Origin of the sequence: Pseudomonas sp. WS 5412 (assembly GCF_012985615.1) — a bacterium.
GTDB classification, from domain to species: domain Bacteria; phylum Pseudomonadota; class Gammaproteobacteria; order Pseudomonadales; family Pseudomonadaceae; genus Aquipseudomonas; species Aquipseudomonas shahriarae.
In genome coordinates, this window is record NZ_JAARMB010000012.1 from 113,970 (window position 1) to 135,994 (window position 22,025).

The 22,025-nt window shown below is 63.4% G+C and carries 5 protein-coding genes; 2 read left to right on the forward strand and 3 right to left on the reverse strand.

Annotated elements, in window-relative coordinates; all coding sequences use genetic code 11:
* Positions 1–11 precede the first annotated feature (11 nt).
* The 3 genes from HBR94_RS17120 to HBR94_RS17130 are packed head-to-tail and all read right to left on the reverse strand — an operon-like array spanning position 12 to position 21,215.
* The gene (locus HBR94_RS17120) at positions 12–3,182 is read right to left on the reverse strand and encodes an amino acid adenylation domain-containing protein (protein ID WP_170045247.1); all 3,171 of its coding nucleotides are present in this window, start codon (positions 3,180–3,182) and stop codon (positions 12–14) included.
* Positions 3,179–8,929 (reverse strand): non-ribosomal peptide synthetase, encoded by a 5,751-nt coding sequence (locus HBR94_RS17125; RefSeq protein WP_262383401.1) that lies wholly within the window; start codon positions 8,927–8,929, stop codon positions 3,179–3,181. Before HBR94_RS17125 ends, HBR94_RS17120 begins: the two co-directional genes overlap by 4 nt.
* A complete protein-coding gene (locus HBR94_RS17130) occupies positions 8,922–21,215 on the reverse strand; it encodes a non-ribosomal peptide synthase/polyketide synthase (protein WP_170045249.1) in 12,294 nt (4,097 codons plus the stop codon). Before HBR94_RS17130 ends, HBR94_RS17125 begins: the two co-directional genes overlap by 8 nt.
* A gap of 196 nt (positions 21,216–21,411) precedes the next feature.
* Between HBR94_RS17130 and HBR94_RS17135 the strand changes: the two genes are divergently transcribed.
* Together HBR94_RS17135 and HBR94_RS17140 are read left to right on the forward strand one after the other, a co-directional pair.
* Positions 21,412–21,663 (forward strand): type II toxin-antitoxin system HicA family toxin, encoded by a 252-nt coding sequence (locus HBR94_RS17135; RefSeq protein WP_057439099.1) that lies wholly within the window; start codon positions 21,412–21,414, stop codon positions 21,661–21,663.
* Positions 21,660–22,025, forward strand: a complete 366-nt coding sequence (locus HBR94_RS17140) for a type II toxin-antitoxin system HicB family antitoxin (protein WP_057439100.1) — start codon at positions 21,660–21,662, stop codon at positions 22,023–22,025. Before HBR94_RS17135 ends, HBR94_RS17140 begins: the two co-directional genes overlap by 4 nt.

Consider the following 22,025-nt stretch of genomic DNA (forward strand, 5'->3'; position numbering starts at 1 on the left):
CCGCAACCGTTTTAGCTCTGCACCGCCGCCTGTTGGCGCGCCTTCTCCAGCAGCGCGGCCTTCTCCTCTGGACTCATTGCGTCCAGCCGCAAACGTGCCTGGGCCAGTTTCTCCAACTGGCCTGGGCTATCTTCCTGGGCGCGCAAGGCCTGGGCCAGTGCGCCGGGACTTGGGTGATCGAACACGATGCCGGGGTGGACTTCGCAGTGCAGCAGTTTGCGAATCCCGGCGACCAGCTTGATCACCAGCAGCGAATGGCCACCGGCGGCGAAGAAGTCGCGGTCGCGGCTCAAGCGCTCGCGCCCCAGCAACTGGGCCATGCGACTGGCCAGCAAGGTTTCAAGGGCGTCCAGGGGCTCGATGAAGGTGTCGTCTTCTTCGACCAACTCCAGATTCTGCAAGGCCTGGCGGTCGACTTTGCCGTTGCCCAGGCGCGGCATGTGCTGCACCACCTGGTACTGGTGCGGCACCATCACCGCCGGCAAGCGCTCAGCCATTTGCTGCTTGAGGTTTTGCAGCCAATCCGCAGGCGCGTCCTGGCTCGGCAGTACAAAGGCGACCGGCTCATCGTGCGCCAGCAGCACCACGGCTTCGCTCACGCCTGGCACGCGCAGCAGTTGTTGTTCGATTTCTGCCAGTTCGATACGGAACCCGCGCACCTTAACCTGATGGTCACGCCGGCCATACAGCGCGATACCGCCTTGTGGCAGGTAGCGGGCCAGGTCGCCGCTGCGGTACAACCGTTCGCCAGGGTTAAACGGACTGTTGATAAACGCTGCATCGGTCTGCGCCGGGTCATTCAGGTAGCCACGGCACAATTGCTGGCCGCCGATATACAGCTCACCCAGTTCGCCGCAGGCCACCAGTTGCAGGCCCTCGTTGAGGACGAACAACTGGTTGTTGGGCAATACCCGAGTCAGGGGAATGGCCAGGTCTTGCAAGTCGTCCGGGCTGATTGTATGCACGGCGACGCCAACGGTGGTTTCGGTGGGCCCGTAGTGATTGAACAGACGGCAATCGGCGCGCAGGTTGAAGATGCGCGCAACCGTCCCCTGACCGATGGCTTCGCCGCCGAGGATCAGGGTGGCCGGCACCTTCGGCTGCGGTGCTTCGAGCAAGGCGGCAAGATGGGACGGCACGATTTTCAGGCAATCAATGCCCTGGGTGTCGATGAAGGCTGCGAAGGCTTCGGGATCCTGCATCGTCACCTCGTCAGCGATATGCAAGGTGGCGCCGTTGTACAGCGCACCAAACAGGCTGGTGTTACCCAGGTCCGCCGCGACAGTGGAGCCTTGGGCGAAGTGCCGGCAAGCAGCCAGCTCCAGTTCACTGCTGACACCCGCGACGTAATTGAGCAATTGCCGATGCTCGACCACCACGCCCTTGGGCACCCCGGTGGTGCCGGAGGTAAACAGTACATAAGCGGCGTCCTGGCCTTGCAGGGTTGCACTAGGTCCTTGCGCCAGCGGTTGCTGCACCTTTTGATCGAGGTCCAGTACTGCGCAACCGACTGCATCCAAAGCCACACCCTGGGTGACCAGTAGTTGCGCACCGGCCTGCTCCACCAGTTGGGCCTGGCGCGCCACTGGCCAGCTCGGGTCCAGCGGCAGATAGGCAGCGCCTGTGCGCCAGGCCGCAAGAATGGTCAGCACCTGGGCCACGCCGCGCGGCAAGGCCAGGGCGACGATGCTGCCGGGGGCTACACCTTTTTGACGCAGACGGCTGGATAATTGACGCACGCCGGCATCCAACTCGGCGTAGGTCAGCGACTGCTGCCCCGCGACCAATGCCAACGCGTCCGGGGTGATTTCGGCCCAATTGAGAATATGCTCAGGCAACAGCACCCGCTCTTCCAGCACTTGCGGCGCGGGATTGAACGCCAGCAGGCGTTGGCGTTCCGCCTCACCCAACAGGCTCAGGGTTGCGATGGCCGCGTCCGGCTGCTCCAGCAGACTGCCCAATAGCACTTGATACTGCGCCAGCAGCGTCTGCATCGCGGCCTGGCTATAAACGGCAGCGGCATAGTCCAGCGACAGGCCGGAGACAGCGCCGCCCTCCTCCATATCGACATTCAGCGCCAGTTCAAACAGCGGCTGAAGATCAGCACTGTAGGCGCCGCTCCAGGTGCATGCCCCCACTGTGCGCGCTGCCGGTTGCTGGCGCACACCAAAGCCATGGGTCAGCGGCAGGCCGGCGTCGAGCGGCGCATATTCTTGCCAGGTGCCATGGGTCTCCAGCACACCGGTCAGCTCAGCCAACACACGCGTGAACGATGCTGTCGGCGCCAGGTTCAGGTTCAACGGCAGGGTTCTTTCCAGCAGGCCCACGGTGGGTGCGAAGAACTCATAGTCCTGGCGCGCGTCATGCCGCAGGCCCGCGACAAAACCTTCGCGCCCACTGACGCGCGCCAGCAGCACCCACCAGGCTGCTTGCAATAGCGTGGTCACCGGCGTGTTGTGCTGGGCTGCCAGTTGGCTCAGGCGCTCCAGCACACGTGGGTCGAGGGCGGCAGTCAGTGTCTGCCCACCGGCCTTGCCCGGCGCAGTGTCCGCGTAGCGCACCGGCAACTCCGGTGCCAGCACCCCAGTGCTCGGCAGGCAGGCTTGCCAATAGGCCTTGGCAGTATCGGCATCTTCGTCGAGCACTACTTCGGCATGCCACTCCAGGTACTGGGCAAACTGCCCCAGCTCCTCATCCACGGCGCAACTGCCCTGCTCATACGCCGTACACAGGTCTTGATAAAGAATCCCCAGGCTCGCCTGATCCCCCACAAAACCCGCCAAGCCCAGGGTCAATTGCCAGTGTTGCGCGTCGATACGCTGCAACAGCCCCTCGAAAAACACCCCGGACGCCAGGCTCACCGGGCGTTGGCACCACTGCACCAAGACCTGCGCGGTGTCGCTGGACTCATCCACCGCCAATGCCACATTCGCCGCACCGGCCTCAAAGAACTGCCGCAGGCCACGATAACCGGGCGCCGTCGCCAATCGGGCGAGCAGCGCGGTGTGACGCTGGCTCAAACCGTTTAAAGCCGCTTGCAGGCGTGAAACGTCGAGCGCGCCCTTGATCTGGATATGCAACAGGTGCGCGATATCACCCCAGCTCGCACCGTCCTGTGCGTCCAGCACCCGCTGTTGTTGTTCCGGGAGCAGCGCCAGGCCTGCATCGTTAAGCGTACTCATGCCTCAGTCCCTTCAGTTTGCATACGTGTAGAGGGCGTTATCGTTTCCAGGTCGCGCCGCTCGATCATTTCACCCATGGCCACGACGATTTTGCGTGGGCCTTCAAAGGGGTCGCGGGCGTGGGCGGCAAGCATGTTGTCCAGCAGGATCACATCGCCCTTGCGCCAGTCAAAACGCACCGCACAGGCCTCGTAGAGTTCGCCCAGGAGTTGCATCACCGCGTCTTCAATCGGGCTGCCATCACCGTAGTACACGTGGCGCGGCATCCGCTCGGGACCGAACAGGCCCAGCAGGTCGTCGCGCACGTCAGGGTCCAGGCAGTAGATGTGGTGCAGTTGCACCTGGTTGAAGAAGGTTTTCTCGCCCGTGGCCGGGTGGGTGATGATCGCCGGGCATGGGGTGCGGATTTGCAGTTCGTCGTTGTCCAGCCAGGTCCATTGAATGCCAGCCAGCGCGCAGCGCTGCTCGACCTGGGCGCGGTCTTCGGTCTTGAAAAAATGCTGCCAGGACACGTCGAGCTTATCGGCGAAGGTGCGCACATACAGCAGGCCCTTGCTTTCGAATGTATCGCGCAACGCTTGCGGCAAACGCAGGTACATCTGCCGGCAATCGACCACCGGCGTGGCACCGCCCACGGGCGACGGTTGCTCGCAGAAGAACAGTTGCTTGCGCGGCCAGCGATCCTGATGCGAGCTCTCGTTGTGGAACAGGATCATTTTCTTTTCCGGGTACGGCGTAGAGCGGTAGGTGTTCTTGCCGCCCTCTTTCTTCGGCAAGTCGCCGTACTGGCCGTACAGGCCCGGCTGGACCGCTTCGGCAAAGGCCTCGAAGTCGTGGATATCACGCATGGCAAAGCCTCGGAACAGGATCCCCGCATGCCGCGCCAACTTCTCCTCGACCAAGGCGCGATTGGCCTGGACCCACGTCACCAGGTCGAGCCCCGGATCATTGGGCTCCATCAGCAACGGGAACACCTGGTCGGCGTTCAACAGCGATTCACGCATCGCCGGCAGCGGGGCCCTGGCCACCGGGCTCGACGGTTTCTTGAGGAACTTGCCCAGTTTGTCGGCCTTCGGGCTAACAGGTGCGGCAGGAGCAACAGCGGTATTCGACGGCATGATGATGTCCCCTAATCGGATGTCTGGATCCATGACAATCTGTTGAAGAATTCCCATCCAGGCGCTCACAAGCTCGGTAATGCGCTCTTGTTTGAATAAGTCATTGGCGTACTGCCAGGTGCCTTGCCACTGCCCGGCTTCTTCGTCGATGAACAACGCCATGTCGAACTTGGAATAGCCGCCCAGGCTGGGCACCACCTCCACGGCAATGTCCGCCAGGCCAGCGCTGTGCACCGGCAGGTTGTTCATCACAAACAGCACTTGCACCAAGGGGTTGAAGCCCCTGTGCCGGGGCACGTTGCTGGCTTCGGCGATCATGTCCAGGGGCAGGTCCTGATGCTCGAATGCCGTGAGGGAGGTTTCCCGCGCAGCAGCGAGGAAATCACTGAACCGGGCCTTTGCGTCGAAGCGCGAACGCAGGGGCAGGATATTCACGAAGAAACCAATCAAGCCTTCCAGCTCGGCATGCTGGCGCCCCGCGACATCAGCGCCCACCAGCAAGTCGTCGCTGGTGCCCAGGCGATGCAGTAACACCTGGAATGCCGCCAGCAAGGTGGTGTAAGGCGTGACGCCGTGGCGGCCGGACAAGCCTTTGAGTGCCTCGCCCAATACCGGCGGCACGCTGAACGACTCGCTGGAGCCTTCAAAAGACGGTACTGGCGGCCGTGGAAAATCAGTGGGTAACAGGAGTTGGCCGGGATGACCGGCCAGGGCGTCCTTCCAGTAGCGGGCCTGTTGCTGCAAGACCCCGGCCTGCTCCAGCGCCAGTTGCCATTGGGCATAGTCGCTGTACTGCACCGGCAGCGGCGGCAAGTCGATGCCACGGCCGTGCTTGAGCGCGGCGTAGTGTTGCACCAGTTCACCCACCAGCACCGCCATCGACCAACCATCGGAAATGATGTGGTGCATCGAATACAGCAGCACATGCTCATGGGCACCCAGGCGCAGGATCTGCCCACGCAACAGCGGCGCTTGTGCCAGGTTGATCGGGTGTCGGGTGTTGTCCAGCGTGGCCTGGGCGACCTGGGCTTCCTGTTCGATACGGTCCAGGTGCGACAGGTCGACCAGGGCGAAGTCCAGTGCCACCTCTGGCGAAATCACCGCCAATGGATCGCCGTCATCGTCTGCGACATAGGCGGTGCGCAGCACTTCATGACGCTGCACCACGCACTTGAGGCTTTCGATCAGCAACGGCACCGAGACTTCGCCACGCAAGCGCAACGCCAGCGGCATGCCGTACGCGCCGTTGCCGGCCGAGAACTGTTCGGCCACCCACAAGCGGCGCTGGGCCAGGGACAAGGGCGCAGTGCTGCGCGGCCCATGGGCGCGCAAGGCGATCTGCGCCGGTTGCGCGGCCGAGCGGCCCGCCAACACGGCGGCAAAGTCTTCCAACACCGGAGCATTGAACAGGTCCCGCAAGCCAGGGTTGCTGGCCAGGGTTTGCTTGAGCCGCGCAATCACCTGGGTGGCCAGCAGCGAGTGCCCGCCCAGTTCGAAGAAGTTGTCGCTCACCCCCACCTGCGCCAGACCCAGCACCTGTTGCCAGACCTCGGCAATCTGCTGCTCCAAGACATTGCGCGGCGCGATATAGTGCTGCTGCAAGGCACTGGCATCCGGCGCGGGCAACGCCTTGCGATCGAGCTTGCCGTTGGGAGTCAGCGGCAGGCTGTCGAGGAAGACCCAATGGCTGGGCACCATGTACTCCGGCAGGTCGCCCTTGAGCTGACGCTTAAACGCATCACGTAGAACTTGCTCATCGCTCACCTCTTGCGCTGCGACCACATACGCCACCAACTGCGGATGACCGGCGACATCGCGAGCGACCACGGCGGCTTCACGCACCTGCGGCTGTTCCAGCAAGCGCGCTTCGATTTCCCCTAGTTCGATCCGCAACCCACGGATTTTTACCTGGTGATCCACGCGGCCGATGTACTCGATCACCCCGTCCGCGCGGTAGCGCGCCAGGTCGCCGGTGCGATACAGGCGCGCGCCGGGCGCACCAAATGGGTCAGGCAGGAAGCGTTCGGCGGTGAGTGCCGGGCGCTGGAAATAACCCCGCGCCAGGCCATCGCCGCCAATCAACAATTCACCCGCCACCCCGACCGGCACCGGCGCCAGGTTATCGTCGAGGATATACAGGCTGGTATTGGCAATCGGCCCGCCCAGCCACGGCTGCGGCTGAGTTGGCGTGAGCGGGTACTGCGCCGACCAGATGGTGGTCTCGGTCGGCCCGTAGAGGTTCCACACCTGGGGCGAAAGCGCCAAAAGGCGGGTCGCCAGTTCCAGGGGCAGCGCCTCACCGCCGCACAGCAGTTTGCAGCCCTTGAGCTCATCGGCCTGCGGGTGATCGAGCAGCATGCGCCAGGTCGAGGGCGTGGCCTGCAACACGCTGATGCGCTGCTGTTTGACCAGGGCAAGCAAGGCTTGCGGGTCGAGGTTGATGTCCTGCCCGGTCAGCACCAGGGTTGCGCCAGCCAACAGTGGCCCATAGATTTCCAGGCCGAAAATATCGAACGAAAAGGTGGTCAGCGACAGCAGCCGGTCATTGGCATCCAGGCCCGGCTGGCGGGCCATGCTGCACACAAAGTTGGTCAGGGCGCCATGGCGCACCATCACGCCTTTGGGCTTGCCGGTGGAGCCGGAGGTGTAGATCACGTAGGCCAGGTGTTCGGCCGTGGTGCGCGGCAGCGGGTTTTCGCAGCTGTAGCCATCGAGCCACGCATCCGGTTGGTCCAGGGCCAGGGCACTGACCCCGGCCGGGATCGGCAAGCGCGCCAGCAACGGTGCCTGGGTCAGCAGCAGGGCCAGGCCGCTGTCTTGCATCATGTAGGCCAGGCGTTCCTCGGGGTACGCCGGGTCCAGCGGCACATAGGCGCCACCGGCCTTGAGAATCGCCAGCAGCCCGACCACCAGGTCAACGCTGCGTTGCACCGCAATCCCCACCAGTACATCCGGGCCGACACCGGCCGCGATCAGGCGATGGGCCAGGCGGTTGGCCTGCTGGTTGAGTCGGGCAAAGGTCAATGACTGTGTGTCGAAGACCAATGCTACGGCATCCGGGGTGCGGGCGGCCTGGGCTTCGATCAGGTGGTGGATGGCGCTGTCGCGAGGGTAGTCGGCAGTGCTGGCGTTCCAGGTTTGCAACGCCAGGCGCTGTTCAGTGGCGTTGAGCATCGGCAGTTGACCGATGCGCTGCCGTGGATCATCGACCATGCCCTGCAACAATCTCTGCCAATGCCGCGCCATGCGTTCGACGGTCGAGGCGTCAAAGATATCGGTGGCATAGGTGAGGACCGCCGACAGGCCATCAGGGCCGTCGAAGGTATTGAGGGTCAGGTCAAACGGCGCACTGAGGTTCTCCGAGTCGACTGGCGTGCACAGCAATCCGCCCAGGGGTTGGCCATCGGCAAACCGGCCAGTTTCCATCTGATGGTTGAACATCACCTGGAACAGCGGCGTGTGCAGGCTGTTGCGCTCGGGCTGCAGCGCCTCCACCAACTGCTCGAACGGCAGGTCTTGCCAGGTCTGGGCCTCGTGGGCCGCCGCCTTGACCGTCTGCACAAAGTCCGCAAAGGGCTGCTGGCTGTCGAGCGTGGCCTGCATCACCTGGGTATTGACGAAAAAGCCGATGACCCGCTCGGTCTCGGCCCGGTTGCGGTTGGCGGTGGGTACGCCGACGCGAATGTCAGACTGGCCGCTGTAGCGGTGCAACAGCACCTGGAACGACGCCAGCAACAACATGAACGGGCTCACCCCTTGCTGCTGCGCCAGGCCCTTGAGGCCGTCGCTCAAGGCACGATCCAACGCCAGCGGCAGCGTCGCCCCACGCTGGTCCGGTGGCCCCAGGCGTGGGCGATCCACCGGTAGTTCAAGCAAGACGTGCTCGCTGCCCAATTTACCGCGCCAGTAATCCAGTTGCCGGCGCCCTTCCCCGGCCTCCAGCCATTGCCGTTGCCAGGCGGCATAGTCAGCGTATTGAATGATCGGTGCCGGCAACGCGCAAGGCGTGCCCGTGACCTGGGCAATGTACAGCGCCAGCAGCTCATCGATCATGATCTGCATCGACCAGCCATCGGTGATGATGTGGTGCAACGTCAGTACCAACACGTGCTCATCGTCCGCCAGACGCAACACTGCGGCGCGCAGCAGCAGATCGTGTTCCAGATCGAACGGCTGGCTGCTCTGCACCTGGACAAACGCCTTGATTACGGACTCGGGATCGCCTGCCGGGGCAGCCTGCACCGCCAGCTCCACGGCTTCGATGGGCCGCATGATGCATCGCACCTGCTCGCCTTGCTGCACAAATCCGGCGCGCAGCCCTTCATGGCGCGCCAGCACCTGCGACAGGCTGCGTTGCAGCGCCTCGACATCCAGCTCCCCCTTCAAATGCAGCGCCGTACAGATGTTGTAGGCACTGCCCGTTGGGTCGAACTGCCAGAGAAACCATTGCCGCTGCTGGGCATACGACAGTTGCTGGGGCCCGGTTTCGCTAGCCGGCACAATCGGGAAACGCGCGACGTTGACGCCCTGCTGCTCCAGCTTGCGGAACAGTTGCGCACGCTTGGGTGCGCTCAAGTCCTTGATACGCGCCACCAGTTCTGCGGTTTTGGCCCCGCCTTGCTTAAGCATTGGTTTCCTCCAGGTTTTCCTGCTCCAGCTCATCAAGGGCATCGAAGATCAGGTCAAAGTCATCATCCAGGCCATCGTCCCGGGTCGCATCGACCAGCGATTGGGCCAAGGCCCCGAGGCTGTCCTGCGCGTAAAAGTCCTTCACGGCCACGTCTACCCCAAGCACTGCCCGCACACGGGACAGCATCACCACCACTTGCAGGGAGTGCCCGCCCAGGTCGAAGAAGTTGTCGCCAAGCCCCACGCGCTCGACCTTGAGCACCTCTTGCCAGATCCCGGCCAGTTGCTGCTCAAGTTCCGAAACCGGCGCCACATAGGCTTTTTGCGTCTGGCTGACATCCGGTGCCGGCAAGGCCTTGCGGTCCAGTTTGCCGTTGGGGGTCAAGGGCATCTGCGCGACGAATACCAGGTGCGCAGGGATCATGTAGTCGGCCAGATGCTGCTTGAGCCCGGCCTTGATCGACTCGCGCAACGCCGTATGTTGCTCGGTGCTGTCCGTCGATTCGGCGAGCACTACGTAACCCACCAGTTGCGGGCCGCTGGGTCCATCGAGGGCCACCACGGCCGCTTCGCGCACAGCATCCTGGGCCTGGATGCGCGCTTCGATTTCCCCCAGTTCGATCCGGAAGCCGCGAATTTTCACCTGGTGGTCCAAGCGCCCGAGGTATTCGATCACCCCTTCAGCGCGATAGCGCGCCAGGTCGCCGGTGCGGTACAAGCGCTGGCCGGGCGCACCGAACGGGTCGGGCAGGAAACGTTCGGCAGTCAGGCCTGGGCGCTGGAAGTAGCCGCGCGCCAGGCCATCACCGCCGATCAACAGCTCGCCGGGCACGCCGACCGGGGCCAAGGCACCGTCCTGGCTGACGATGTACAGGCCGGTGTTGTCGATCGGCCGCCCCAGCCATGGCTGGCCGTCGAGACGATGGGCGGCTGACCAAATGGTGGTTTCGGTTGGCCCATAGAGGTTCCATACCGCTCCACCGAGGGCGAGCATGCGTGCCGCCAGTTCATCGGCCAGGGCTTCGCCACCGCAGAGCAAGGTGCAGCCCTGCAACGCCGCCACCTGCGGGCTGTCGAGCAACATGCGCCAGGTCGAGGGCGTGGCTTGCAGGGTGTTGACACGCTGGATAGCCACGGTGGTGAGGATCGCGTCCGGATCGAGGGTGGTGTCTTTGTCCACCAACACCGCACAGGCGCCAACGGTCAGCGGCAGGTAGATCTCCAGGCCGAAGATATCGAACGAGAAGGTGGTCAGAGACAGGATCCGCTCTCCCACCGCAAGCCCCGGCTGGCGGGCCATGCTCGCAATGAAGTTGCCCAGGGCGCCATGGGGCACCATTACCCCTTTGGGCTTGCCGGTTGAACCGGAGGTGTAGATTGCATAGGCGAGGTTGCCCGGCCCGGCCGATGGCTGCGGGTTGTGGCTCGGATAGCCCGCGAACCAGCCCGCCTCACCGTCCAGCACCAGCGCCTGGACACCGCCTGGAATTGGCAGCGCCCCCAGCAGCGGCGCCTGGGTAATCAGCAACCTCAGGCCGCTGTCTTGCATCATGTACGCCAGGCGATCAGCCGGGTATGCCGGGTCCAGCGGCACATAGGCGCCACCGGCCTTGAGGATCGCCAGCAGGCTGATGATCATCGGCAAGCCGCGCTCCACCGCGATCCCCACCAGACGATCCGGCCCGACACCTTCGGCCAGCAACCGATGCGCCAGTTGGTTGGCCTGTTCGTTGAGCTCGCGATAGGTCAGCGACTGCTGGCCGAACACCAGGGCGACGGCATCGGGAGCGCGCTCAGCCTGGGCCTCGAACAGTTGGTGGATGCATTGCCCGCGCGGGTAATCGACCGCCGCCGGGTTCCATTGCGCGACCATCTGTTGTTGCCGCGCAGCGCCTTGCATCGACAAATCACCCAGCGCCAGCTCGGGCTGATCGAGCATACCCAGCAGCACGTGGCTGAAATGCCCGCTGAGCTCGCTGATGGTGTCGGCGCTAAAGTGCCCATGGCTATAGCGGTAATGCACACTCAGGGTCTGCCCCAGACTGACCGACAGGCTCAACGGATAATGGGTCTGTTCATGACTCTGCACTTCGCCGAACACCAAACCTTGCGGCGCGCCGCGCTTGAGGGTTTCGGCCACCGGGTAGTTTTCAAATACCAGCAGGCTGTCGAACAGTGCGTCACCGCTCTGCCCGGCCCAACGCTGGATATCGAACAACGGCGTGTGCTCATGCTCGCGCAGGGCCAGGTTTTGTCCCTGCACGACCTGTAACCATTGGCTGACGGTTTGCTCGGCGCGCGGGCTGGCAACCACCGGCAAGGTATTGATGAACAGCCCAACCTGCTGCTCGATACCCGGCAAGTCAGCCGGGCGACCGGCGACCGTGGCACCAAACGCCACGCAGTCCTGCCCAGTGTAGCGCTGCAACAGCAACAGCCACGCGGCCTGCACCAAGGTGTTGGAGGTGACTTTTTGCTGGCGGGCAAACTCGCTCAGGCGGCGGGTTTGCTCCCCATCCAACATCAAGTGATGGTCGCCGTGACCGGCGGCGGCCTGCCCCTGGCCACTGACCGTCTGTGCCAGCAGGGTCGGCTCCTCCAGTGCCGTCAGGTTGGCGCTCCAGAATTGTTCACTGGCCTGTTGATCCTGGCGTTGCAGCCAGGCGATGTAATCGCGATAGCGCCCAACGGACGGCCCCGGCGCCTGGCCGTCATAACGCTGCAGCACCTCACCCAGGAGTTGGGAGTTGCTCCAGCCGTCCATCAGGATGTGATGGTTGGTGTAAAGCAGTTCGCAACGACGGTCATCCAGGCGCACCAGTACCAGGCGTAATAGCCCAGGCCGGTTCAAGTCAAAACCCTGGGCCAGTTCGGCAGCAGCCAGCGCTTGCAGCGCAACTGATTGATCGTCGCGCGCGCGCCAGTCGAGCACGGTAAAGGGCACATCAAGCTGCTTGTGCACCACCTGCATCGGCTGCGGCAAACCGCCCTGCCAGGCAAAGGCCGTGCGCAGAATGGCGTGCCCATCGACCACCGCCTGCCACGCTGCGCGAAAGCGTTCTGGGTCCAGGCCGTCCACCGATACTTGCATCTGATTGACGTAATCGCCGCCGCTTTGCTCCAGCAAGCTGTGGAACAACATGCCTTGCTGCATGGCCGAGAGCGGGTAGATGTCTTCGATGGCTTCAGGCGCGCCGGCAAGCACATCCACGTGGGCCTGTGTCAACGCCGCCAGCGGGAAGTCCGATGGTGTCACGCCGTGATGACCGGTTGTGGTGCAGTGCTCGATCACAGCCTTGAGCTCTACAGCCAGGGCGTCGGCCAGTGGCTGGATGGTCGCTGCGTCGAACATCTGCTGGCTGAACGTCCAGCCCAGGCACAATTGGCCTTCAAATACCTGGCCGTTGAGGGTCAACCAGTTACCCAGTGGTGCGTCCGGATGCTGCTCAACCCCGGCATGCTCGCCACTGGGCACAAACAACGCCGTTTGCTCGCCTTCAACGGTGCTGTCGAATTGGCCCAGATAGTTGAAGGTGATACGCGGCGCCGGCAGTGCCGCCAGGGTTTGCTGCACGGCAGCGTCACCCAGGTAACGCAAGGCGCCAAAGCCTGCGCCCCGGTTGGGAATGGCGCGCAGTTGTTCCTTGACCTGCTTGATTGAATCTCCCAGCGCCTCGGCAGGCGCCAGACGCACCGGGAACAGGCTGGTGAACCAACCCACGGTGCGGGTCAGGTCCTGATTGTCGAACAGCTCTTCACGGCCATGGCCTTCGAGCTGGATCAGCACCTCGCTGCGTCCCGTCCAGCGCGTGATGACTCGCGCCAGCGCGGTCAGCAGCAGATCGTTGACCTGGGTGCGGTAGGCCGCTGGCGCATCCTGCAACAGGCGCCGGGTCAGCTCGGCATTCAGGCGTGTATCAAGCGTGACGCCGTCGCGACTGCGCAAGCTGGCATCCGGCTTGGCGCCCGGCAGATGGTTGTCGGTTGCGCCCAGTGATTGCCAAAACGAAATCTCGGCTTGCAGCGCGGGACTGCGGGCAAGACCTTGCAGTTGCTCGGCCCAAGTTTTGAACGCGGTGGTCTTGGCCGGTAATCCCAGGGCGGGCTGACGGTAAGCGTCCTGCAGATCTTGCAAGAGGATGCGCCATGACACGCCGTCGACTACCAGGTGGTGAATCGCCACCAGTAAGCGCTGGCTGCCATCGGCACGCTCAAACAACACCGCGCGCAGCAGCGGGCCTTGTTGCAGGTCCAGGCTGGCCTGGGCCTGATCGGCCACCGCCTGGAGCTGGGTTTCATCGTTGACCCGATGCTGCCACAGCAGCTCAGGGTTCGACGCCTCGCCATGGCTGGCGACCCACTGCTCGCCGTCGCGGTAGAAATTCAGGCGCAAGGCATCGTGATGGCCGACCAGCGCCTGCAAGGCCTGGGCGAGTCGTGCGCCGTCCAGGGGGTGCTGGGGCGCAAGCAGCACGGATTGGTTCCAGTGATGGCGCTGGGGAACATCCTCCTCGAAGAACGCCTGCTGCACCGCCAGCAACGGCATGACGCCGGCCACCGGCCCTTGGTCGATGGTCGGCACGCCTTCACCGCTGCGCGTTACGCTGGCCAAACCTTGAATCGTTTGCTGCTCGAACAACGCTTTGGCAGTGAAGTGCAGCCCCGCCTGACGGGCGCGGCTGACCACCTGCATCGACAGGATCGAATCGCCTCCCAGCTCGAAGAAGTTGTCGTTCAAACCCACGCGCGGCAGGTTCAACACTGTTTGCCAGATATCGGCCAGTTGCTGTTGCAGTGCCGTGACCGGTGCCACGTAGTCCTGTTGCAACAGGCTGGCGTCCGGTGCCGGCAGGGCCTTGCGGTCGAGTTTGCCGTTGGAGGTCAGTGGCAAGTGGTCGAGCACCATCCAATGGGTCGGCACCATGTAGTCCGGCATGCTCGCCTTGAGACTGGCCTTGAGGCGCTCGCACAACGAGCGCTCGGCCTGCGCCGGCACGATATAGGCCACCAGTTGCTGGGTGCTTGCGCCTTGATGGGCCAGGACCACCGCGTCACGCACACCGGATTGTTGCAACAGGCGCGATTCGATTTCGCCCAGCTCGATGCGAAAACCACGGATCTTCACCTGATGGTCGATCCGCCCGCAGTAATGCACCACGCCCGCTGCGTCGCGGCGTGCAAGATCGCCAGTGCGATACACGCGGCTGCCGGCCACGGCGGCTAAAGGATCGGGAATAAAACGCTCGGCGGTCAGTGCCGGACGCTGGTGATAACCCTGGGCCAAACCTTCACAGGCAGCGAGACACAACTCACCCACCACGTCATCGGGCACCGGGTTGGCGTCGCGGTCGAGCACATACAGCGCTCGCCCCGGTAAGGCACGACCAATCGGTACGCCATTGGCTTCATCGACATCCTCGAGCTGGCACAAGTGGGTGCTGGACACTACCGTGGCTTCGGTCGGGCCGTAGGTATTGAGCAAGCGCACGCCGCCAAGGCCTGCGGCGTGCCAGAGCTTGAGCCCCTCCACCGACATCGCCTCACCCCCCACGTGCACCTGGCGCAGTCGCCCGCGACTGCGCTGCAGGTCCGCCGCCCAGTCCTGGGCCAGCAGGAACCAATAGGCTGCCGGCAAATCGGCCAAGGTCACGCCGTGTTCGATGATCTGCTCGTACAAGGTCGCCGTGTCCCAGGTTTCATCGCCGCGCAGCACCAGGCAGGCGCCTTCGCACAGCGGCGGGAAGCACTGTTCGACAAAACCGTCGAAGCTGAATGTTGCAAATTGCAGTACCCGATCCTGGGGCGTGAGCTGTGAGTACTCGGCGGCTATCGTGCAGAATTCGCGCAGCGCGCCATGGGCGATGGACACGCCCTTGGGCTGCCCGGTGGAACCGGAGGTGTAGATCACATAGGCCAGATGCTCGGCCTGCGCCAGGTTGGCCAGGTTGGTGCGTGGGTAGTCGCGCTCCGAACCGTCGAGCAGCAGGCACGGCACGCGTGCATCGGCCAGGACGTCGTCGAGTACGCCGGGTTGGCGCAGCAGCAGGTCCATTGCGCTGTCATCAATCATGTAGGCCAGGCGCTGGGCTGGGTAATCGGGGTCCAGTGGCACGTAGGCGGCGCCTGCCTTGAGGATCGCCAACAGGCTGGCAATCATCGCCCCACCGCGACGCACCGCCAGCCCGACGCGCTGGCCGGGCATTACGCCCTGCTCACGCAAGCGATGGGCCAGGCAGTTGGCGCGCTCGTTGAGCTCGGCATAGGTCCAGCGCTCGTCACCGCTGATCAAGGCCAGGGCATCCGGGGTCGCTGCCGCGCGGCGTTCGATACGCTGGTGCGCCAGCAGCGGGTCGAGTGCCGGCTGTACTGCGGTTTGCTCCAGGGTTGGCTCGCGCAGGCTCAGGTTGCCCAGTGCTTGCTGGTTATCCTCAACAAACTGCGCAAGCAGTTGCAGCAGGCTTGTGCCGATAACGCGTATCTGCTGCGGGCTGAAATCGGCCCGGGCGTAGCTGAAGCCCAGGCTCAGGGTTTCACCCAACTCGATGCCCAGGGTCAGCGGATAGCTGGTCTGTTCATGGTTGTGCAGCCCGCTGAAGCTCAAGCCGGCCGGCGCACCGGCTTGCAGCGCCTGGGACACCGGATAGTTTTCAAACACCAGTAAGGTGTCGAACAGCGCACTACCAGGCTGCCCGGCCCAGCGTTGAATGTCGTACAGCGGTGTGTGCTCATGCTCACGCAGGAGCACACTGTGCGCCTGCACGTGCTGCAGCCAGTTGGCGACGCTATGGGTAGCATCCGGGCTGCAAATGATCGGCAAGGTATTGATAAACAACCCGACCTGCTGCTCGATCCCGGCTAAATGAGCCGGACGCCCGGCCACTGTGGCGCCAAAGGCCACGCTCGACTGGCCGCAATAACGTTGCAGCAAAACCGCCCATGCCGCTTGCAACAGGGTATTGAAGGTGACCTTGTTGTGCCGGGCAAACTCACCCAGGCGCGCGGTGGTGGTTGCGTCCAGCAGTACGTGGTGACTGGCATGGCCACTGCCCTCGCGCGACGCCGGCAAGGCGTTGCCAAGCAAGGTCGGCGCGGGCAGCGCTTGCAGTTGCACGCGCCAGAATTGCTCGCTGGCGCCGGCGTCCTGCGCCAGCAGCCAGCCCACATAGTCGGCATAACGCCCGGTGGCCGGTGGCGGCACTTGTCCGGCGTACCGCTGCAAGACCTCCCCCAGCAGTTGGGCATTGCTCCAGCCATCCATCAGGATGTGGTGGCTGGTGTAGATCAGCTCATAACGCCGGGCCGCCAGCGGTACTAGCACCAGGCGCAACAACGGCGCCTGGTGCAGGTCGAAGCCTTGTTCGCGCTGTTCAAGGGCCAAACGATCGAGGTCGTCAGGAGCGCTCTCCAGCACTGTCAGCGGCAATTGCACCGAGCGCTGGATCGCTTGCATCGCCTGCGCCTGGCCTTCCCAGACACATCGTGCGCGAAGCACTTCATGGCGCTCCAGCACCGCCTCCCAGCACTGGGCAAACCGCGCCACGTCCAGGCCTTCAATGGTCAGGCGCAGTTGATTGATGTAGGCGCCGGGCTCGGCATCGTAGGCGCTGTGGAACAGCATGCCCTGCTGCATCGGCGACAGCGGATAGAGGTCCTCGATCTGCGCCAATGGCAGGCCCAGGCCTTCCAGTTGTGCCTGGTCGAGGCTGACCAGCGGGAAGTCCGAAGGCGTCGCGCCGCCCTGTTGTGGATCGAGGCAGTGTTCAATCAGTTCGTGCAAGGTGCGCGCGCAGCTGTCCACCAGGGCCTGGATGGTGTCCCGACGAAAGACTTCGCCACTGAAGCTCCAGTCCAGTTCCAGTTCACCGGCGTAGACCCGCCCTTCCACACTCAGCCAGTTAGCCAAGGGTGCGCCCAGGCTCTGGGCCTGGCCGCCGCCTTCGCTGGCCGGTACGAACAACGCATCCTCACCAAATTGCTGGTCGAACTGCCCCAGGTAATTAAAGGTAATCCTTGGCTGGGCCAAGACCGCCAGTTCATTGGCCGCCGCGCCGTAGCGCAACACACCATAGCCTATGCCCTTGTTGGGCACCTGGCGCAACTGTTCCTTGATCGCCTTGAGGGTGGCACCCAGCTCGACGCTTGGCGTCAGGCGCAACGGGTAGAGGCTGGTGAACCAGCCCACGGTGCGAGTCAGGTCGATGTCATCGAAAAGCTCTTCACGACCGTGGCCTTCCAGCTGGATCAGCGCCGAAGGGTGTCCGGTCCATTGACAAATCGTGCGCGCCAGGGCCGCCAGCAACAGGTCGTTGACCTGAGTACGGTACGCCGCTGGCGCCTGTTGCAGCAGTTGACGGGTTTGCTCGCGGTCCAGGCGCCAGCGGATATGTTCAGCCACTGCCTGGGTTTGCCGGCCCTGCGGGTTATCCCGGGGCAAGTCGTTTGCCACGCCCTGCAATTGTTCGCGCCAGTACGCCAACTCAGCCAGCAGCGCCGGGCTGCGGCTGTAGTCGTCCAAGCTTACTGCCCACTGCTGGTAGGCGCTGGTCTTGTGCGCCGTGGTCAGCGGTTGGCCGGCCACGCCTTGGCCATAGCCGCGCTGCAAGTCTTCCAGCAACACACGCCAGGACACCCCATCCACCACGAGGTGATGCAGCACCAGCAACAGGCGCTGGCTGCCGTCGGCCATGTCCACGAGCAAGGCCCGCATCAACGGGCCGTGCTCCAGGTCGAGGCTGGCCTGGGCGAGATCACAGTGCTCACGCAATTCCTCGACGCTGGCGGCCTGGCGCTGCCACAACCCCACAGTTGCCGACGGGGCATGAGTCTGTTCCCAGCCCTCCCCGCGCTCGACAAAGCGCAGGCGCAAGGCATCGTGTTGCGCCACCAGCGCCTGCAACGCGCCAGCCAGTGCTGTGACGTCTACCGGCTGACGCGGAGTCAGCAGCAGCGACTGGTTCCAGTGCTGGCGTGTGGGAATATCCTCGGCAAAGAACCATTGCTGCACCGGGGTCAACAGCACCGGCCCCTGGACCGGGCCTTGCTCGATGGCCAGCGCCGACACTTCACGCGCGGCAGCGGCCAGGCTGCGTAGGGTCTGGTGACGGAACAGGTCGCTGGGCGCCAGTTGCAAACCGGCCTGGCGGGCACGGCTGACCACCTGGATCGACACGATGGAGTCGCCGCCCAGTTCGAAAAAGTTGTCATCCAGGCCAATCTGCGACTGCCCAAGAATGTCTTGCCAGATCCCGGCAAGCAGCAGTTGCCGTGGATCCTGCGGCGCACTGAACGCCTGCACCTTGGCCTCACCGGCCCGCGGCAGCGCCTTGCGGTCCAACTTGCCATTGGGGGTCGAGGGAAACTGTGCCAAGGCCATGGTCACCGTTGGCAGCATGTATTCAGGCAAAGTTTCGGCCAGGTACGCATGCAACGTTTGCGTGAATACCTCGTGATCCTGGGGCATTGCTGTCGGCACCACGTAGGCCACCAGCAAGCGTCCATCCTGGGCGATCACCAGTGCTTCCTTGATTTGCGGGTGACTGAGCAGGCGCGCTTCGATCTCCCCCAGCTCAATCCGCAGGCCACGGATCTTCACTTGATGGTCGATCCGCCCGACGTACTCGATCACACCATCGGCGCGATAGCGGGTCAGGTCGCCAGTGCGGTACAGCCGTTCGCCAGTACTGGAGAACGGGTTGGGTACGTATTTTTCGGCAGTCATCGCGGCCCGGCCCAGATAGCCCCGGGTGAGCCCGGCGCCGGCCAGGTGCAGCTCGGCAGCGACCCCGGTAGGCACCGGTTGCAGGTCGGCATCGAGGATATAACCCTGGGTGTTACTCAACGGCCGGCCAATGGACGGCTGGCCCAAGGCTTCGCGAGGGGTCCAGGTGGAATAGGTGGTGTCTTCGGACGGGCCGTACAGATCAAAGACCTGTTTGATCGACGGTTGCTGATAGAGGCGGTCCACCAGGGATTGCTTGAGCGGCTCGCCGGCCAGGTTGATGATGCGCACACTCTCAGGGATCTGCCCGGCACGCTGCAAGGCATTGATGGCCGAGGGTACGGTGTTGATCAGACGCACCTGGTCACGGGCCGGCAGCTCGGGCAGTTCCAGGGCATTGCGGGCAAGAATCAGCGAGCCGCCGTTGGCCAGGGTGACGAAAATCTCCCACACCGAGAGGTCGAAACACACCGAAGTGGAAGCCAGCACACCCTGGATATCTTCGCGACTGTAGACCTGCTGCGACCAGTGGATCAGTGCCAGTACGTTGCCATGGGCAATGGCTACGCCCTTGGGCTTGCCGGTGGAGCCGGAGGTGTAGATCACGTAGGCCAGGTTGTTGGGCGCAACCTGGGTGACCGGTGCGCTCAACGGGTAGCCAGCCAGTTGATCCATCTGCAACACCTGGGCCTGGGTCTGAGGCAAGTCGGCGAGCAGCTCGGCCTCGGTCAGCAGCACCTGAGCGCGACTGTCTTGCAGCATGTAGGCGACGCGGTCAGCCGGGTAATCCGGGTCCAGCGGCACATAGGCGCCGCCGGCCTTGAGCACGCCAAGCAAGGCAACGATCAAGGCGTCGGTGCGCTGCATGGCCACGCCAACGCGCACTTCGGGGCCAACGCCCAGCTCGATCAGCTTGTGCGCCAGTTGATTGGCCTGGCCGTCCAATTGGCGATAACTCAGAGTCTTGCTGCCAAAGGTCAGGGCCAGAGCGTCGGGCTGGCGCTCCACCTGCTCGGCGATCAGTCGATGGATGCTGCGCGCTTGCGGGTACTCAGAGGCGGTGGCGTTCCAGCCATGAATTTGCTGCTGATAGTCGCTGGCGTCGAGCATCGGCAACTCAGCCACGCGCTGCTGTACGTTGTCGATCATGCCGCCGAGCAGGTGGCTCCAGTGGCGGGCCATACGCTCGATGGTGGCGGGCGTGAACAGGTCGGTGGCGAAGGTCAATGCAGCGCGCAGGGTGCCGCCCTTTTCCCAGGTGTCGAGGCTGAGGTCGAACTGAGTGGTGCGGCTCTGCCACTCGACCAGGCTCAGGGAGAGTCCGGATTCCAGCACCAGCGCTTCTAGGTCTGCCACTTGTGGCTGGTGGTTGTAGAGCACCTGGAACAGTGGCGTGTGGCTCAGGCTGCGCTCCGGCTTGAGCGCCTCGACCAGGCGCTCGAACGGCAGGTCCTGGTGGGCCTGGGCGCCATTGACCACATCCTTGAGCACCTGCAACAGGTCGCTGACCCGCGCCTGCCCATCAACGTGGGCAGCCATGACTTGAGTGTTGACGAACAGCCCGATCAGGCCCTCGGTTTCACCGCGATGCCGGTTGGCAATCGGCACGCCTACCCGCAGGTCAGTCTGGCCGGTGTAGCGAAACAGCAGGATCTTGAACGCTGCCAGCAGCACGGTGAACAACGATACGTTCTGCTGGCGAGCCAACAACCGCGCACCGTCGGCCAAGGCTGCCGGCAAGGCGAACTCATAGCGCTGGCCCTGATGGCTGGCCACGGCTGGGCGTGCAAAGTCCGTTGGCAACTCCAGCACCGGGTGTTCATCGCCCAACTGTTCGCGCCAGTAATCCAGCTGCCGCGCCTGCTCCCCCGCCTCCAGCCAGCGGCGCTGCCACAAGGCGTAGTCGCTGTACTGGATCGGCAGGTCTGGCAGTTGCGGCGACTGGTTGCGTTCAAAGGCGTCATAGCATCGGATGAACTCGTCGATCAGCACGTTCATCGACCAGCCGTCCGAGACGATGTGATGCAGGGTCAGCAGCAACACATGCTCTTGCTCGGCGAGTTTGAGCAATTGCACGCGCAACAAGGGGCCATTGGCCAGGTCGAAGGGCTGCAGCGATTGCGCGGTGGCGGCAGCCATCACCGCCTGTTCACGCTCAACCGGCGGCAAGTTGCCAAGATCCAGTGGTTCAATCGCTAACGCAGGCTGGCAGGGCACTTGCACCAGGCGCTCATCGGCCTGGCGCTGGAACACTGTGCGCAGGGTTTCATGCCGCGCGATCAGGCTGGCAAACGCCTGCTCGATGGCCGGCAGGCTCAAGGTGCCCTTTAGACGCACCGCTCCCGGCAGGTTATAGGCTGCGCTGGCAGGATCCAGTTGCCAGAGAAACCACATACGCTGCTGGGCGTAGGACAACGCCTGGCGATCCTCGGCATCGACCTGGGCCGGAATCGGAAAACGCGAGAAGTCGATCCCTTCCTTTTGCAGCGCCTGGAGGAACAACTGGCGTTTTTCCAGGGGCAACCCGATAAACTGGCGAGCAAGTTTCAAGGAGTCTTCAGCGTTCATTTCTTGGGATCCGGAGCAATAGGCAGGAAGCACAAAGGCACGTCGTCCCTATAAAACGAATCCAGGCGGGAAAAATTAGCGCAGGCGATTGCAGTCATCGGGCGTTACATCAAACCCGGGAGAAGTCCGCGAAGCGGCCCTATCATTGACGGAGCACTGTATTTGCAACTACATTTAGTTACACGCAGGGAACGCCGTGTCCAAAAATGAAAAGCTGCTCGCCAAACTGCTTAACCTGCAGATGGCATTTACCTGGCCTGAGCTCGTGACATTGTTAGGCTGGCTGGGTTACCGACAAATCGAAGGGGCTGGGAGCCGCGTCAAGTTCGACATAGGCGACCCGAGTGCAATGATCACCTTGCACAAGCCCCACCCTGGCAATGAACTGAAGTACTACATTCGGCGCCAGATCATTGAACAGTTGGAATCAGGAGGCTTGATTCAGTGAGCAACCAGTTGAAACACAAAGGTTACATCGGCTCCATAGAAGCCAGCGTCGAGGACAATTGCCTGTTCGGCAAGCTGCTGTTTATCCGCTCCCTGGTCAGTTACGAAGGGCAGACCGTGGCCCAATTGGAGGCCGCCTTTCGCGAGGCCGTGGAGGATTATCTGGCTACTTGCCAGACCCTGGGCCAGGCACCGGAAAAGCCCTGCAAAGGCTCCTTCAATGTACGGGTCGGCCATGATCTGCACCTGGCTGCGGCCCTGGCGGCGACGCAGAAAAAGGTCACGCTCAACGACCTGACACGCCAGGCGCTGAACGAGTTCCTGCGCCATCACCGTACAGACAGCCACCCCGCCCTGGGGTGA